The following is a 15042-nucleotide window of genomic DNA, read 5'->3' on the forward strand; positions in this document are numbered from 1 at the left end:
GCTCAGCCGTCGGTGGTGGCGGGGCGGGGGGCCGCGGGGTGCGGGGGAACGCCCCGGGCGCCTCTGGTGGTGCGGCGGCAGTCGCAGTCCTCGAAGCCCGTCCGCAGCCGGGACAGCAGTTCGGCCAGGCGGCCGACGTCCTCGGCGGACCAGTCCGCGAGGTGGTGGGCGAGCGTCCGGCTGACGCACGCGTGCATCTCGGTCAGCACTCCCTCGCCGCTTCCGGTCAGCCGCAGCAGGCGGACCCGGCCGTCGAGGGGGTCGGGGCGCCGGTCGATCCAGCCGTGCTCGACGGCGTGCGCGACATGGCGACTGGCGACGGACACGTCGATGCCCATCAGGTCGGCGAGCCGGGTCATCCGCATCTCACCGTGGCGCCGCAGGAGGGCCAGCACGGACGCCGACGGGGGCGGGCAGTCGTGCGGCAGGTTGCGGGCCAGTTCACGACGGACGGTGCCGACGAGACCGATCTCCCGGGCCAGCTCCCCGTGGGAGGCGGCCGCGGACGGCGCCGAAGCGCCGGTGGGTGTGGTGGGCGGGGACGCGGACGTCGTCATCGGTGCCTCCTCCCCGTACGGCCGCAGAGATTGTTGCTTAGGGCAACCATATGTTTTGTTGGTGGTCCCAAGCAAATGAAATCGGACGTGACGGGGCAAACAGTTCGTCAAGGTTGGGTGTACCGCTCACCAAGTACGGGTGGCTCCCGCACGGGGCGGTTGGACGACCCGGGCGAGGTGACCGGCTACCGCCGAGTTCGCTAGGGTCCTGAGGCATGGCTCACAACCCCCATGCACCCCAGGGCCCGGCGGGCAACCACGACCCGGCCGGAAGCACCCAGATGTTCCGCGCGTTCGTCGACGAGGAGGGGCCGCGCCCGCCCGCGGCCACTCCCTCCTCCGGGCCGCGGGTCGGTCTGATCGTCGGGATCGTCGTCGCCGTCGCGGCCATCGCCGCGGTCGTCTGGTTCGCCCTCTCCTGAGCGGACCGCCGACCCGTCGGCGTCCGTCGCCCCATCCGTCACCGTCCCCGGCCGGGCTTCTCGGAAGGGGACGGAACGGCCCGGGAACGGGGACAGCCGCCGGACGACGTCCTGTCCGTCCTGCGGCTGTCCACCCGTATGAGCGCGGCCGTGCGCGTACGGCTCGCGCATGTGCGCGACGGCGGTTCTCCTCCTTCCGCCGTGCCCCGTCACTCCTCGGCGATCAGACCCTCCCGGAGCTGCGCGAGCGTACGCGTCAGCAGCCGTGAGACGTGCATCTGCGAGATGCCGACGCGCTCGCCGATCTGCGACTGCGTCATGTTCGCGAAGAAGCGCAGCATGATGATCTGCCGTTCGCGCGGCGGCAGTTTGGCCAGCAGCGGCTTGAGCGACTCGCGGTACTCCACGCCCTCCAGCGCGCTGTCCTCGTACCCCAGGCGGTCCGCGAGGGACCCCTCGCCGCCCTCCTCCTCGGGAGCCGGGGAGTCCAGGGAGCTGGCCGTGTAGGCGTTGCCCACGGCGAGCCCGTCCACCACGTCCTCCTCGGACACCCCGAGCGCGCCGGCCAGCTCGGCCACCGTCGGGGAGCGGTCGAGCTTCTGTGAGAGTTCGTCGCCGGCCTTGGTGAGCGCCAGGCGCAGCTCCTGGAGGCGGCGGGGGACGCGCACGGACCAGGAGGTGTCGCGGAAGAAGCGCTTGATCTCGCCGACGACCGTCGGCATCGCGAACGTCGGGAACTCCACGCCGCGTTCGCAGTCGAAGCGGTCGATGGCCTTGATCAGGCCGATGGTGCCGACCTGGACGATGTCCTCCATCGGCTCGTTGCGGCTGCGGAAGCGGGCCGCCGCGTACCGCACGAGCGGGAGGTTGAGTTCGATGAGGGTGTCGCGTACGTAGGCGCGTTCGGGGCTGTCCGCGTCGAGCGCGGCCAGCCGCTGGAAGAGGGAGCGGGAGAGGGTGCGGGTGTCGATGGTGTCGCAGTCGGCGGGAACGTACGGTGCTTCGTCGATCTTCTGCTCGGTCTCGACGAGCACCTTCGAGCTGCCCAGTTCTACGGACATGCCACCCCCTTGAGGTCGCGGACGGGTCGCGGCGGCACCCTCGGACGCGAGGGAGGCACCTCTCGGTGGATACCGGCGGCGCCGTCGCGGCAAACGCAGTTCTTGCAGAATGTCACAAGAGGGCAACACGACGTAGCCCCTTGTCGACAAAACTGCACTGCTGGGGACGGGGATGCGTCCGAACGTGTGTCACCCCCGAGGATTACGCGTCGAGGGGATTTGCGGCACGCAGACGGGCGAAGCTCCGCGACAGCAGTCGGGACACGTGCATCTGCGAGACGCCCAACTCGGCGCTGATCTGCGACTGCGTCAGGTTCCGGTAGTACCGCAGCAACAGGATGCGCTGCTCGCGCTCGGGGAGCTGGACGAGCAGGTGCCGCACGAGGTCGCGGTGCTCCACGCCGTCCAGCGCCGGATCCTCGTAGCCGAGCCGGTCGATGAGTCCGGGCAGACCGTCCTCGCGCTCCTGGGCAGCCTCCAGGGAGGTGGCCCGGTAGGCGCGGCCGGCCTCCAGGCAGGCGAGGACGTCCTCCTCGCTGATCCGCAGCCGCTCGGCGATCTCGGCGGTGCTGGGGGAGCGGCCGTGCAGCACCGTCAGGTCCTCCGTCGCACCGCTGACCTGCACCCACAGCTCGTGCAACCGTCTGGGCACGTGCACGGTGCGGACGTTGTCGCGGAAGTAGCGCCGGATCTCGCCGATGATCGTGGGCATGGCGAACGTCGGGAACTGGACGCCGCGGGTGGGGTCGAAGCGGTCGATGGCGTTGATCAGGCCGATGGTGCCGACCTGGACGATGTCCTCCATCGGCTCGTTGCGGCTGCGGAAGCGGGCGGCGACGTAGCGGACCAGGGGGATGTTGGCCTCGATGAGGGCACCGCGGACCCGCTCGTGCTCGGGGCTGCCGGACTCCAGGCCGGAGAGCCTCTCGAAGAGGACCTGCGTCAGGGCGCGGGTCTCGGCGCTCCGACGGCTGGGGGCCGACCCGGTCGAAGTCCGGGGAAGGGTCTGCGTGGCCGCCACCGTTCGTCCAACCCCTTCAGTTGACTCATCCGGCAAAAGCGGTCATAGCATCACAAGTCATATGCACTGTGTGCAAGCACCGTGCAACTCCGTGTTTTTGTGGTTGCGCGCACGGCCGACCCCCGTCCGGGGCAGTCGGGCGGCGACCGGTCGCACGGGCCGACGGAGCGCGGCACGGCCTTTCGAGGGTGAGGGGGCTCAGTTGACCAGTTCGGTCATGAAGGTGCCGACGCCCTTCGCGGCGTTCGATATGCCCTCGAAGCCCACGCCGACCAGTTCGGCGGAGCGGTCCGGGGAGGTGATGATCGTGTACAGGAGGAACACGAGGAGTGCGTAGAGCCCTACCTTCTTCGCGTCCACAGTCGTCCTGCCTCTCCCGAACATCCCCGAGTGTCCCCGAACACAAGACCCGCTCAGGCGGTCGCGAGAGTCTAAACCGGCGCCGCCCCGCAGTCCCAGTGGTCCGGCGGCGCGGGCCGCGGCGGAGGGGGACGACCCCCTCCCGGGGCCCGGACACGACATGTCCACCGCGACACGACGAAGGGCCCCCTCGGAAGCGAGGAGGCCCTTCGACCACAGCGGTAGCGGTGGGATTTGAACCCACGGTGGAGTTGCCCCCACACTCGCTTTCGAGGCGAGCTCCTTCGGCCGCTCGGACACGCTACCGAGGGAGAGCTTAGCCCACGGGTGGGCGTGGTCCGAAATCGGTGTCCGCACGGGTGTCCCGACGGCCGCCGGAGCCCCGGCCCGAACCGCGGAAGAACTCGGTCAGCAGCGCGGCGCACTCCCGTTCGAGCACCCCGGAGACCACCTCCGGACGGTGGTTGAGCCTGCGGTCCCGCACGACGTCCCACAGCGAGCCGACCGCGCCGGCCTTCTCGTCGGCCGCTCCGTAGACCACCCGGTCCACCCGGGACAGCACGATCGCGCCGGCGCACATCGTGCACGGCTCCAACGTCACCACCAGGGTGCAGCCGGAGAGTCGCCACGCGCCGAGCGCGCGGGCGGCCTCGCGGAGCGCCAGGACCTCGGCGTGCGCCGTGGGGTCGCCGGTGGCCTCGCGCTCGTTCCGGCCGCGGCCGAGCACCTCGCCGCGCGGGCCCAGGACGACCGCGCCGACGGGGACGTCGCCGGTCTCGGGGGCCCGCGCGGCCTCCTCCAGGGCACGGCGCACGGCGGGCCGCCACGGGTCGCGCAGGGGGTCGGCCGGGGCGGCCGTCGGATCGGACGGTGGCGGGACGTTCATGGCACCAGTGTCCCGCCCGCGCCACCGACCGCCGCGAGGGCTCCCCGCCCTCGTGGCGGTCGCGTCACGGTCCGGCCGTTCGACCGGGCGCCGAACGGCCCGTGCTCCCCGGACGGCCCCCACGGGCCCACGGCCCCTACCGGACGGCCTCCAGCATGTCCGTGCAGCCGAGCGCGTCGGCGATCTCGCCCAGCGCGTCCTGCGGGGTCAGCGAGAGGAGCACCCTCCCCTCCACGCCGAAGTCGGCCAGCAGGTCGGTGTCGCCCACCGGCCCCGCCGGGACCGAGCCGACACCGCCCTCGTCGTCCTCCTCGTTCCGCGGAGGCTCGCCGTCCTCGGTGCCGTCGAGGTCGACGAGCAGGTCGAGGTCGTCCCGCTCGTCCGGCTCACGGCCGAGGAGTTCGTCGGTGAGCAGGATCTCCCCGTACGAGCTGCGCGCGGCCGCGGCCGCGTCCGACACGAAGATGCGAGGGTCGTCCTCGCCCTCGACCCGGACGACGCCGAACCACGCGCCCTCCTGTTCGATGCAGACCAGGACCGGCTCGTCGTCCTCAGTGGCCTCCCGGGCCAGGTCGGCGAGATCGGCCAGCGTCTCGACCTCGTCGAGTTCCGTGTCGCTCGCTTCCCACCCGTCTTCGGTGCGCGCGAGCAGTGCGGCGAAGTACACCGTGACTCTCCCACTGGTTTCAGGTGCCCGAGTGCTGACGGGACCGCGCCCCGCCCAATCGGAATCGTGGCAGAAACCGGCGCCTCACGAGAGGTCTTCGGGCTGTGCGTCGCGCGGGTGTTGCGCGGTCTACCAGCGAAATGTCCGCATGCGCATCGCCTGCCGCATGCGTGCGGCGCGGGCGCGGCGCGGTTGGACCCTCTCGCGCAGGGCCTTCGCCTCGTTCAGCTCGCGCAGGAAGACCGCCCGGCGACGGCGCCGCTCCACGTCGCTCTCGGTCTCACCGGGCGCCGGCGGGCCCACGGGCTGTTCCTGTCGCTCCCGTCGCTCCCGACGGTCCGGCCGGCCCCGGCCGTCCTCGGGACCCGGGCCGGTCCGCTCGTCCCGGCCCTCCCGCTCGGTCCCGTCGGGCCGTTGTGCCCGCCCGTCCGGCAGGGGAGGCCGCCGGTCCCGGCGGCCCTGCTCGCCCCTCCGCGCCGGCCGGGCCTCGCGTATGCGCGCCCGGCCGGTCTCGGGCGCGTCGTCCTGCTGTTCCCTCGGTTCGGGCATACGGCCACACCTCCGGTCGTACCAGTTCACTGTCCCCCGAAAAGGCGCCTGTACGCCAGTGCGACCGCGAACAGTGCCTCGGGTTACTGTCGGGGCATGCGGATTCACGTCGTCGACCACCCGCTGGTGGCGCACAAACTCACCACGCTGCGCGACGAGCGCACCGACTCTCCCACCTTCCGGCGGCTCGCCGACGAGCTGGTGACCCTGCTCGCCTACGAGGCGACCCGGGACGTGCGGACCGAGTCGGTGGACATCACCACCCCGGTGACGCGGACGACGGGTGTCCGGCTCTCCCACCCCCGCCCGCTGGTGGTGCCGATCCTCCGGGCCGGCCTGGGAATGCTGGACGGAATGGTGCGGCTGCTGCCCACCGCCGAGGTCGGTTTCCTCGGCATGATCCGCGACGAGCGGACGCTCCAGGCGTCCACGTACGCGACCCGGATGCCGGACGACCTCTCCGGGCGCCAGGTGTACGTGCTGGACCCGATGCTGGCGACCGGCGGCACGCTGGTGGCGGCGATCCGCGAGCTGATCAGGCGTGGGGCCGACGATGTCACGGCGCTGTGCCTGCTGGCCGCGCCCGAGGGCGTGGAGCTGATGGAGCGCGAGCTGGAGGGCACTCCGGTGACGGTGGTCACCGCGTCCGTCGACGAGCGGCTCAACGAGGACGGCTACATCGTGCCGGGCCTCGGCGACGCGGGCGACCGCATGTACGGGACGGCCGGCTAGCCGTTCCCGGGAGCCGGGGGCCGGGGTGGCCCGAACCCCTCGTCGCCCGGCCCCGGCGCGCCCCTCAACAGATCGAGGGGGACGGCGAGGGGGACGGGGTGGCGAGGGCGGCCATGGCCTTGCGCGCGGCCTTCTCCGCCGCCAGTCCGTCGAAGCCGTTGCCGATCACCAGGTCGACCACGGTGCCCTCGGCGGGCTTGTCGGCCCCCGGCGAGGCGGAGGGCCGTGAGGGGGCGTTCCGTTCGACGGGCCTGATGTCGGCCTCGGGGAAGTGGGTCCGCAGAACGTCGAAGGCCCCGGTGCGGTACGTGCTCGGCGGGCCCATCAGCAGCCCGGCCTCCTTGACCTTCTTGTCCAGCGACGCCGGGGCGTTGGCCACCTCGCCGATCCGGAAGCCGCGCTTCTCCAGTGTCTCCGCGGTCTTCTTCGCCAGACCGGCTCGGGTGGTGGCGTTGTAGACGTTCACCGTGACGGCCGAGGGCTTCGGCAGGGCGCCGGGCGTGCGGGAGGCTGTCCTCCGGGAGTCCTCGGCGGGGCGCGCGGAGGCTCCGCCGCCGTCCTTCCCGCCCGTCCCGGGCTCGCAGTTCCGGCCGTCGGCGGCGATCCGCGCCGAGGCGTCGTCACCGACGAAGGTGTCGTAGAGCTGCACCGTCCCCCAGGAGAGCACTCCGAGGGCGGCGGTCGCCGCGACCGTGGCGGCGACGATCCTGCGGCGCCTGCGCGGTCGTCGCATGCGCGGGTAGCTGTTACCCGTGATGCGGTACTTGCCGCCCATGCCGGGAGGAGTGAGCATGCTCATGGGCGCAGCGTAGTGCGGAGAGGCCGTAATGCCTACTAAACGATCAACGCACGCACCGCACTCCGCCCCGAAAGGGCCAACGCGGACCCCCGTGACGGGGTACGGAGGCGCCGGGGACGTCGGGCGCGCGGGGCGCCGCGCCGGTCGGGACGACCGTCCGCCCTTCCGGCGCCTCAGTCGAGTTCGAGGACGCGCGCGTGCAGCACCTGACGCTGCTGGAGGGCCGCCCGTACGGCACGGTGCAGACCGTCCTCCAGGTAGAGATCCCCGTTCCACTTCACGACGTGGGCGAAGAGGTCGCCGTAGAAGGTGGAGTCCTCGGCGAGCAGGGTCTCCAGGTCGAGCTGCCCCTTGGTGGTGACGAGCTGGTCAAGGCGCACCGGCCGCGGGGCGACATCCGCCCACTGGCGGGTGCTGTCCCGGCCATGGTCCGGGTACGGGCGCCCGTTTCCGATTCGCTTGAAGATCACACGGAAAGCCTACCGGTCCGGTGCCGCGGGGCGCAGCCTTCCGCACGCGGGTCGGGAGCGCCCGCGCCGGTCGGTCCGTCTCCGCCGGTCGGACCGACCGGCGGAGACGGACCGGGGTCAGGCGGTGAGGTCGTGCTCGTGGTCGTGCAGACCGCCGCCGCTGCCCGCGGTGCCCTCGGTGGACTCGAAGGGCACCTCCTCGGAGAGCGAGCCGGTGTCCCAGGCGTAGGTGCCGACGGCGTTGGCGATCACGTCGACGTTGATGCCCAGCGCCTTCCGGTCGATGTTGCCCAGGTCGTCGCACTCCTGGTGGTAGCACGCGTCGTACGCGACCCCGGCCTCGCCGCCCCACAGGGCGGCCTGCTCCGGTGTCTTGACGCCCTCGGCGCCGGTGAAGGTGCCGCCGGAGGGGATGCCCGCCGCGATGAACGGGCCGTAGTCGGAGCGTCCGGTGAAGTCGGTGCCGCGCGGCTCGTGTCCCTGCGAGCGCATGAAGGTGTTGATCGCGTGCTCCAACTGTGCCGAGCCCTCCGGACCCGGACCGGCGCCGACGCCGTCGGAGTCGTCGCCGTCGTAGACGAACAGGCCGTAGTTGGGTGAGGCGATCATGTCGAAGTTGAGGTAGAGGGCGATCTTCTCGCGCTCGGCCGCGGGGAGGTTGGTCACGTAGTGCTCGGCGCCCTGGAGACCGACCTCCTCGGCCGTCCACAGCGCGAAGCGCACCTTGTTGGCGTGCTCGCCCTTCCGGTCGGCCTTGGCGAGCCGGAGCGCGGCCTCCAGGATGCCCGCCGAGCCGGAGGCGTTGTCGTTGATGCCGGGACCCTCGGGGACGGAGTCCAGGTGGGCTCCGAACATCACCACGTTGTCCGGGTCGCCGCCGCGGGTCTCGGCGATGACGTTGGGCGTGCTGCGCGTCTCGTGGAACTCGCGGATCTCCAGGTTGACGGTGACCGTCCCCGCGGCGACGTCGGCGGCCAGCGCCTCGCCGGCCTCCCGCGTGATGCCGCCGGTGGGGATGCGCCCCGCCGAGGCGTCGCCGAGGGTGCCGTTGAGCTCCCCGTCGGTGTTGTTGTAGATGACCGCGCCGACCGCGCCGGCGTCGGCGGCCGCGGCCTGTTTCTCGGCGAAGGAACAGCCGCCGCGCCGGATCAGGGCGATCCGCCCGGTGTAGTCGCCGGACGCGAAGTCCTCGGCGGTGCAGCCGGTGGTGTCGTCCGCGTCCACGGGCACGGCCGCGACAGGTGCTTCGATGCCGCCCTCGGGGGTGCTCGTGGTGTACGTCATCAGCGTGATCGGAACGTCGCGCTCGGCGGGGGAGAGGACCGAGAGCCTCTCCGCGAGGGTCTCGCGGTAGATGAAGTCGAAGTTCTGGTAGGTGACCTCGTAGCCGGCGGCCTTGAGCAGCGTGCCCGCGTACTTCGCGGACCACTCGTGGCCGGGGGTGCCGGCGGCGCGGTTCCCGTCGTTGAGGGTGGCGATCGCCTGGAACGCCCGCAGGTGTCGCAGGGCGCCCTCGGCGCTCGCCTGCCGGACCAGCTTCCTCGCCAGCCGCTCCCCCTTCTCCGCGGGGTCGGGGGCCGCCGTGGCGGACGTGGCGCCGGCGGCGAGCATCAGCGGTGCGGCGAGCGAGGCGGCCGCGGCGGCCGCGAGGAGTCTGTGCTTCCTGCCTCTGTGGATGGGTGCTTGCACGGGAGGTTCCTTCCGGTGCGACAGCTGGGACAGGGCTGTTCGACGTGAGGGGCCGCGTGTCCGGGTTGCGGACGCGGTGGAAGGGAAGGTAGCGACTGGTCGGCCCGGTGGGAACAACCCGGGCTCGACCGACCCGGTTCGGGGGAGCCGAGCCGCCCGGGTGCGAGGCCAAACCCGGCCGTTTCGGGAAGCGTCGACGCCGCGCCGGCCGCGGAAGACCGGCGCGGGGGACGGGGTGGGTGGCGGGCCGGTCAGACGTCGCGCGGGGCGGGCGTCCCCTCCGCGTCCTCCTTCGGGGCGAACCAGTGCTCGACCAGCGCGTTGCGGAACGTGCCCGTCGGGTCGTGGCGGCGCATCAGGTCGCGGAAGTCGTCCCAGCGCTCGTAGGAGGCGCCCAGCGTCCGGGGGGCGACGGAGGAGAGCTTCCCCCAGTGGGGGCGCGCGTCGAAGGGGGCGAGCGCCTCCTCGACGCGGAGCAGCACGGGCGCGACGGCGCGGGCGTCGGACGTCCAGGTGAAGTGGAAGGCGACGCTGTCACGGCCGTGGGCGGGACTGAGCCAGTGCGGGTCGGCCGCCACGGTGCGTATCTCGGAGACCCGGAGGACGGGGGCCAGCAGCGGGCCGAGCTCGCGCAGGGCGCCCACCGCCTCGCCGGCGGCGGCGCGGGGCACGAAGTACTCCGACTGCAGTTCGTCCCCGACGCTGGGCATGAAACCGGCGCGGAAGTGGGGGAGTCGCTCGTCCCACGGGCCGGGGACGCCCAACTGCTCGGTGGCGTTGGCGGTGGGCATCCCCTCGATCGGGTGATGGGGACGGGCGGCGGGCCGGGCGCCGGTCGGGGTCAGGTCGGACAGCGGGTCGCCGACCCGGTGTTTGACCCACACCCGCGCCGGACCGATCCAGTCGGTGAAGACGCTGACGCTGTAGGCGGCGCCGAGGACCTCCTCCGGGCACTCCGTCAGCACCTTCCAGGGCAGCCCCTCGTGGACGTGCTGTTCGACCTCGAACGCCGGGCACGTCCCCACGGTGAGGGCGGTGACGACGCCGAGGGCGCCGAGGGAGACGACCGAGCCCTCGAAGTCGTCGTCGCCCCGGGTCAGGACGACTTCCCGGCCGTCCGCCGTGAGCAGTTCCACCGAGCGCACGGCGGCGGCCAGGGTGCCGCCGGTGTCGCCCGAGCCGTGGGTCCCGGTGGCGTACGCGCCGGCGATGGTGAAGTGCGGGGTGGACGGCAGGTTCGGCAGGGCCAGTTCGTGCCGCCGCAGCACCGGGCACAGCTCGGCGAACCGGGTGGCGGCGCCGACCCGGACCGTCCCGGCCGTGGAGTCGACCTCGATGGTGCGGGGCAGGTCGTCGAGGCTGACCAGGTCGCCGGTGGTGTCGGCGATCCGGTTGAAGGAGTGGCCCGAGCCCAGCACCCGGACGCGGTCGCCGCCGGTGACGATCTCCCGGAGGCGCTCCGTCGTCGTCGGCCGGTGCAGGGCGCGGGCGGCGAACCGCACGTTCCCCGCCCAGTTGGTCTGCTGCGCGGCCATGGTCTCTCCTGCCTGTGGTCTCCGGTCTCGGGCATCCGGCACCCGGCGCCCGGGGCGCGCCGGGTGTTCCGGCCGTGCGAGCGTACGCCAGGGCGGGAAGGAAGTCACAGAAAAGCGTGGAGTGCTCCCCGTTTTTGCCCTACAGTCGTACGGAAAACGGGGAGCACTCCACGGTCTGTTGGCGCGGATCGGTTCGGAAGGGCGGGAGAAACGTGGTGGAACGGGCGCTCGTACTGGGCGGCGGCGGGCACACCGGAGGGGCCTGGGAGATCGGCGTCCTGGCCGGACTGGCCGACGCCGGGGTGGACCTCACCGACGCCGACCTGCTGGTGGGCACCTCGGCGGGCGCCGTCATGGGCGCGTGGATCGCGTCCGGGACGCCGGTGGAGGAGATCCACGAACGGCAGTCGGCCCCGTACGGGGACGGACCGACCGTCGAGGTCCCGTTCACCGTGGTCGCGCGGTTCCTGTGGGCGATGCTCGCCTTCCGCACCCCGAAGGCGACGGCGCGCCACCTGGGCCGGATGGCACTGGCCGCCCGCACCGTCCCCGAGGAGGAGGCGCTGCGGACCATGGGCGCGATGCTGCCGGTGCGCGACTGGCCCGACCGCCCGCTGCGCGTGGCCGCCGCCGACGCGCACACCGGCGAGGTGACGGCCTTCCACTCCGGCAGCGGGGTCGACCTGCTCCGGGCCGTCACCGCGAGCGGCACACTACCGGGGGTGTGGCCGCCGTTGGAGATCGGCGGACGACGGTGGATCGACGGCGGTGTGCGCTCCACGACCAACGCCGACCTGGCGCGCGGCTGCCGAAGGATCGTGATCCTGGCCCCCGTCGCCAAGGGCCCCGGCGTGGCCGCGGCCCGGCACGCCGCCGAACTGAGGGCGGACGGCTCGAAGGTCGCCCTGCTCACCCCGGACGCCGCCGCGCGCCGCGCCTTCGGCCGCGACGCCCTCGACCCGGCGCGCAGGGGACCCGCCGCGCGGGCGGGCCGCGCCCAGGCCGCCGGGTACGCCGAGGCCGTGGCCGAAGTGTGGCGCGGCTGACCGCGTCGGGTCGGGGGCGTCCGGGCGGGAGCGTCCGGGCGGGGCCTACGCGGCGGCCTTGTCCCCCGTCCGGTGACCGTCGCTCATCCCCGGCTTGAGCAGGACCTTCGTCCAGCCCTCCTCCCGGCGGTCGAAGCGCCGGTAGGCGTCGGGGGCGTCGTCCAGCGGAAGCCGGTGGGAGACCACGAAGCTCGGAGTGGCCCGACCCGCGATGATCAGGTCACGCAGGTGCCGGTTGTACGCCTTGACGTTCGCCTGCCCGGTCCCCATCCGCAGGCCCTTCTCGAAGAACCTGCCGATCTTGAAGAGCAGCTCGCCCTTCCTCGCGCTCTCGCTCGGCCCGCCGGGGTCCGACGGCACGTACAGTCCGACGACACCCAGCATCCCGGTGGGGCGCACGGCCTCGACCAGGGTGTTGAGCACCATCGCGGGCTGCTCCTCGCCCTCGCGGACGGTGGCCTGGTAGCCGACGGCGTCGATGCCCTTGTCCGTGCCCTCGCCGGCGGTGTGCTCCTTGATCTGCTCGGCGGCGTCGCCCTCGGTGTAGTCGATCGGGGTCGCGCCGATCCGTCCGGCGAGACGGAGCCGGTCCGGCTGCCGGTCGACGACGAAGACGCGAGAGGCTCCGCGCAGCACCGAGGAGTAGGCGGCCATCAACCCGACCGGGCCGGCACCGAACACGCACACCGTCTCCCCGGGGGAGACCTGTGCCAGTTCGGTCGCGTGGTAGCCGGTGGGGAAGATGTCGGCGAGCAGGGCGAAGTCGTCCTCGTGCTCGTCCCCCTTGGGGAGTTGGAGACAGTTGAAGTCGGCGAACGGCACGCGCAGGTACTGGGCCTGTCCACCCGTGTAGGGGCCCATCGAGACGTAGCCGTAGGCACCGCCCGCGAAGCCCTCGTTGACCGTCAGGCAGAAGCCCGTCTTCCCGGCCAGGCAGTTCTTGCAGAAGCCGCACGCGACGTTGAACGGCAGGACGACCCGGTCCCCCTCGCGCACCGAGGCGACACCGGGGCCGACCTCCCGGACGGTCCCCATGTTCTCGTGGCCGAACACGATGCCCGGCTCGGCGCCGGTGCGCCCCTCGTACATGTGCAGGTCGGAACCGCAGATGGCCGACGTCGTGACTTCGATGACCACGTCCGTGGGGTCCTGGACGCGGGGGTCGTCCACCTCCTCCACGGCCACGTTGAACGGTTCCTTGTAGACGACGGCTTTCATGGGATGCCTCTCTTCCGTTCGTCTCGTCGATGTCGACGTGGTGTGGGTGTGCCGCGAAGGCGTCGTCCGAGGCATGGCCTTCGCCCTCGGTGAGAGTGGGCGGGTGTCCGTGGGGGTGGGGGCGAAACCTCGTCGGGCGGGAGGCGTCGGCACGGGTTCCGAAAGGACAAAAGGCACTAATCTTGAGCAAAGGCCGTCAAACAGGGGCGGTACCCGTGTCGTCGCTTCCGCCGCGGCGTCTGCCGGTGGCCACGGGCCGCCCGGGAGGGTGGCGGAAGCCGACGCCCTCGCCCCGGTGACCGACCCGCGGAACGAGCCAGGCCATGGAACCGCACGACTTCCCCCTCGTCGCCGCCGTCCTCGCGTTGTCCGCCGCCATGGGCCTGCTCGCCACCCTGCTGCGGCAACCACTGATCGTCGCCTTCATCGGCGTCGGCATCCTGGTCGGCCCCACGGGCCTGGACTGGGTGGAGGCGGAGGGCACCGTCGGGCTGCTCGCCCGGCTGGGCATCGCCGTCCTGCTGTTCCTGGTGGGCCTCCGGCTCGATCTCCACCTGGTCCGCACCACCGGGCCGGTCGCGCTGGCCACCGGACTCGGCCAGGTGGTGTTCACCTCGGTGGTCGGCTACCTGATCGCACGGCTGCTGGGCATGGACACGGTGACGGCCCTGTACGTGGCGGTGGCGCTCACCTTCTCCTCCACGATCATCATCGTGAAGCTGCTCTCCGACAAGCGGGAGCTGGAGCAGCTCCACGGCCGCATCGCGGTGGGCTTCCTGATCGTCCAGGACATCGTCGTGGTGCTGGTGATGATCGCGTTGACCGCGTTCGGGCAGCGCTCGGGGGACGACGTCCCGCTGGACATCGCGCTGGTGTTCGCCAAGGGCCTGGGGCTGCTGACGGGGGTCGCCCTGCTGATGCGGTACGTCCTGCCCCGCCTGTTGCACCACGTCGCCCGCTCACAGGAACTGCTGGTCCTCTTCGGGGTGGCCTACGCCGTCTCGGTCGCCGCGTTGAGCGAGTTGCTGGGCTTCGGCTCGGAGGTGGGGGCGTTCCTGGCCGGCGTCTCGCTGGCCCCCACCACCTACCGTGACGCCCTGGGCGCCCGGCTGGTCAGTCTGCGCGACTTCCTGCTGTTGTTCTTCTTCCTCCAGCTCGGCGCTCGACTGGAGTTCGCGGACGCCACCGAGCAGATCACGGCGGCGGTGGTCTTCTCCCTGTTCGTGCTCGTCGGCAACCCGCTGATCGTCATCGTGATCATGATGGTGATGCGCTACCCGGCGCGGGTGGGGTTCCTGGCCGGGCTCACCGTCGCCCAGATCTCGGAGTTCTCCCTGATCCTGGCCAACCTCGGGCACGGCCTCGGACACATCGACAGGGCCACCGTCAGCCTGATCACCATCGTGGGACTGGTCACCATCGGCGGCTCCACCTACCTGATCCTCTACTCCCACCGGATCTACCGGCGTCTGGGGCGCCTGCTGAGCAGGTTCGACAGGACGCACGGGCACCGGGAACCGGCCGGGGCCCACCGGGACGTCGACGTGATCCTCTACGGGCTGGGACGCTTCGGCAGCCTGTTGGCCGACCGGCTCACCGCCTCCGGACACCGGGTCCTGGCGGTGGACTTCGACCCGCACCGCGTCAGGCGCAACGACCGGGACGGGGTGACGGCCGTCTTCGGCAGCGCCGAGGACGTGCACTTCCTGGAGACGCTGCCACTGGCTCGGGCGCGTTGCGTGATCAGCACCATCCCCCTGCTGGAGACCAACAAGGTCCTGCTGCACGGTCTGCGGCACCACCGCTACCGGGGCGGGACGGTCTTCACCGCCCACAGCAGGCGGGCCGCCGAACAGTTGCGCGCCGCCCGGGTCGACCTCGTCATCGAGCCCTTCGACGTCGCCGCGTCGGCGACGAACGAGGCGCTGGACGAACTGCTGCGCGGGTGACCGGGCGGCGGTCGGTCGACAGACCCCTTGTCGGACCTGTGTGGCATCATCACCTGGATTTACATCATGTCCATCACAATC

At 72.1% G+C, this 15042-nt stretch carries 16 protein-coding genes and 1 tRNA gene; 4 read left to right on the forward strand and 13 right to left on the reverse strand.

From position 1 onward, the window contains the following. Positions 1-2 precede the first annotated feature (2 nt). The gene (locus F0L17_RS13530) at positions 3-557 is read right to left on the reverse strand and encodes a MarR family winged helix-turn-helix transcriptional regulator (protein ID WP_155071273.1); all 555 of its coding nucleotides are present in this window, start codon (positions 555-557) and stop codon (positions 3-5) included. Between the two features lie 215 nt (positions 558-772). Between F0L17_RS13530 and F0L17_RS13535 the strand changes: the two genes are divergently transcribed. Next, complete coding sequence (locus F0L17_RS13535) at positions 773-979, forward strand: hypothetical protein (protein WP_155071274.1); 207 nt, start codon at positions 773-775, stop codon at positions 977-979. A 209-nt stretch (positions 980-1188) separates the two neighbouring features. On the opposite strand, the gene F0L17_RS13540 is transcribed toward F0L17_RS13535, so the two are convergent. The 7 genes from F0L17_RS13540 to F0L17_RS13565 form a co-directional block, all read right to left on the reverse strand. Beyond that, positions 1189-2040 carry an RNA polymerase sigma factor SigF gene (locus F0L17_RS13540; protein ID WP_155071275.1) on the reverse strand — a complete coding sequence of 284 codons (852 nt, stop codon included), beginning with the start codon at positions 2038-2040 and terminating at the stop codon, positions 1189-1191. Between the two features lie 202 nt (positions 2041-2242). Next, positions 2243-3061 carry a SigB/SigF/SigG family RNA polymerase sigma factor gene (locus F0L17_RS13545; protein WP_162466164.1) on the reverse strand — a complete coding sequence of 273 codons (819 nt, stop codon included), beginning with the start codon at positions 3059-3061 and terminating at the stop codon, positions 2243-2245. Positions 3062-3259: 198 nt separating this feature from the next. Further along, entirely contained in the window at positions 3260-3385 is a 126-nt protein-coding gene (locus F0L17_RS28065; protein WP_274389094.1) for a hypothetical protein, read from the reverse strand. 255 nt (positions 3386-3640) lie between these two features. Then, positions 3641-3727 (reverse strand) — tRNA-Ser (locus F0L17_RS13550). A 10-nt stretch (positions 3728-3737) separates the two neighbouring features. Then, a complete protein-coding gene (tadA, locus tag F0L17_RS13555) occupies positions 3738-4307 on the reverse strand; it encodes a tRNA adenosine(34) deaminase TadA (protein WP_155071277.1) in 570 nt (189 codons plus the stop codon). 136 nt (positions 4308-4443) lie between these two features. Continuing rightward, complete coding sequence (locus tag F0L17_RS13560) at positions 4444-4974, reverse strand: tRNA adenosine deaminase-associated protein (protein WP_162466165.1); 531 nt, start codon at positions 4972-4974, stop codon at positions 4444-4446. 129 nt (positions 4975-5103) lie between these two features. Beyond that, positions 5104-5523 (reverse strand): hypothetical protein, encoded by a 420-nt coding sequence (locus tag F0L17_RS13565; protein ID WP_202917872.1) that lies wholly within the window; start codon positions 5521-5523, stop codon positions 5104-5106. Between the two features lie 96 nt (positions 5524-5619). On the opposite strand from F0L17_RS13565, the gene upp reads away from it, so the two are divergent. After that, entirely contained in the window at positions 5620-6255 is a 636-nt protein-coding gene (upp, locus tag F0L17_RS13570; protein ID WP_155071278.1) for a uracil phosphoribosyltransferase, read from the forward strand. 64 nt (positions 6256-6319) lie between these two features. On the opposite strand, the gene F0L17_RS13575 is transcribed toward upp, so the two are convergent. The 4 genes from F0L17_RS13575 to F0L17_RS13590 form a co-directional block, all read right to left on the reverse strand. After that, positions 6320-7054: a LytR C-terminal domain-containing protein gene (locus F0L17_RS13575; RefSeq protein ID WP_155071279.1), complete on the reverse strand. Its 735-nt coding sequence runs from the start codon at positions 7052-7054 to the stop codon at positions 6320-6322. Between the two features lie 173 nt (positions 7055-7227). Continuing rightward, on the reverse strand, positions 7228-7524 hold the full coding sequence (locus F0L17_RS13580) for a type II toxin-antitoxin system VapB family antitoxin (RefSeq protein ID WP_162466166.1): 297 nt from the start codon (positions 7522-7524) through the stop codon (positions 7228-7230). A 117-nt stretch (positions 7525-7641) separates the two neighbouring features. Continuing rightward, a complete protein-coding gene (locus tag F0L17_RS13585) occupies positions 7642-9135 on the reverse strand; it encodes a M28 family metallopeptidase (RefSeq protein ID WP_155073603.1) in 1494 nt (497 codons plus the stop codon). Positions 9136-9464: 329 nt separating this feature from the next. Next, entirely contained in the window at positions 9465-10748 is a 1284-nt protein-coding gene (locus F0L17_RS13590) for an FAD-binding protein (RefSeq protein ID WP_155071280.1), read from the reverse strand. Between the two features lie 215 nt (positions 10749-10963). Here F0L17_RS13590 and F0L17_RS13595 point away from each other — a divergent pair, with 215 nt between their 5' ends. Further along, the gene (locus F0L17_RS13595) at positions 10964-11794 is read left to right on the forward strand and encodes a patatin-like phospholipase family protein (protein ID WP_338018077.1); all 831 of its coding nucleotides are present in this window, start codon (positions 10964-10966) and stop codon (positions 11792-11794) included. A 45-nt stretch (positions 11795-11839) separates the two neighbouring features. On the opposite strand, the gene F0L17_RS13600 is transcribed toward F0L17_RS13595, so the two are convergent. After that, positions 11840-13012: a glutathione-independent formaldehyde dehydrogenase gene (locus F0L17_RS13600; RefSeq protein WP_155071282.1), complete on the reverse strand. Its 1173-nt coding sequence runs from the start codon at positions 13010-13012 to the stop codon at positions 11840-11842. Positions 13013-13335: 323 nt separating this feature from the next. Between F0L17_RS13600 and F0L17_RS13605 the strand changes: the two genes are divergently transcribed. After that, entirely contained in the window at positions 13336-14961 is a 1626-nt protein-coding gene (locus F0L17_RS13605) for a cation:proton antiporter (RefSeq protein ID WP_155071283.1), read from the forward strand. Positions 14962-15042 lie beyond the last annotated feature (81 nt).

The organism is Streptomyces taklimakanensis (assembly GCF_009709575.1).
Taxonomy (GTDB): Bacteria; Actinomycetota; Actinomycetes; order Streptomycetales; family Streptomycetaceae; genus Streptomyces; species Streptomyces taklimakanensis.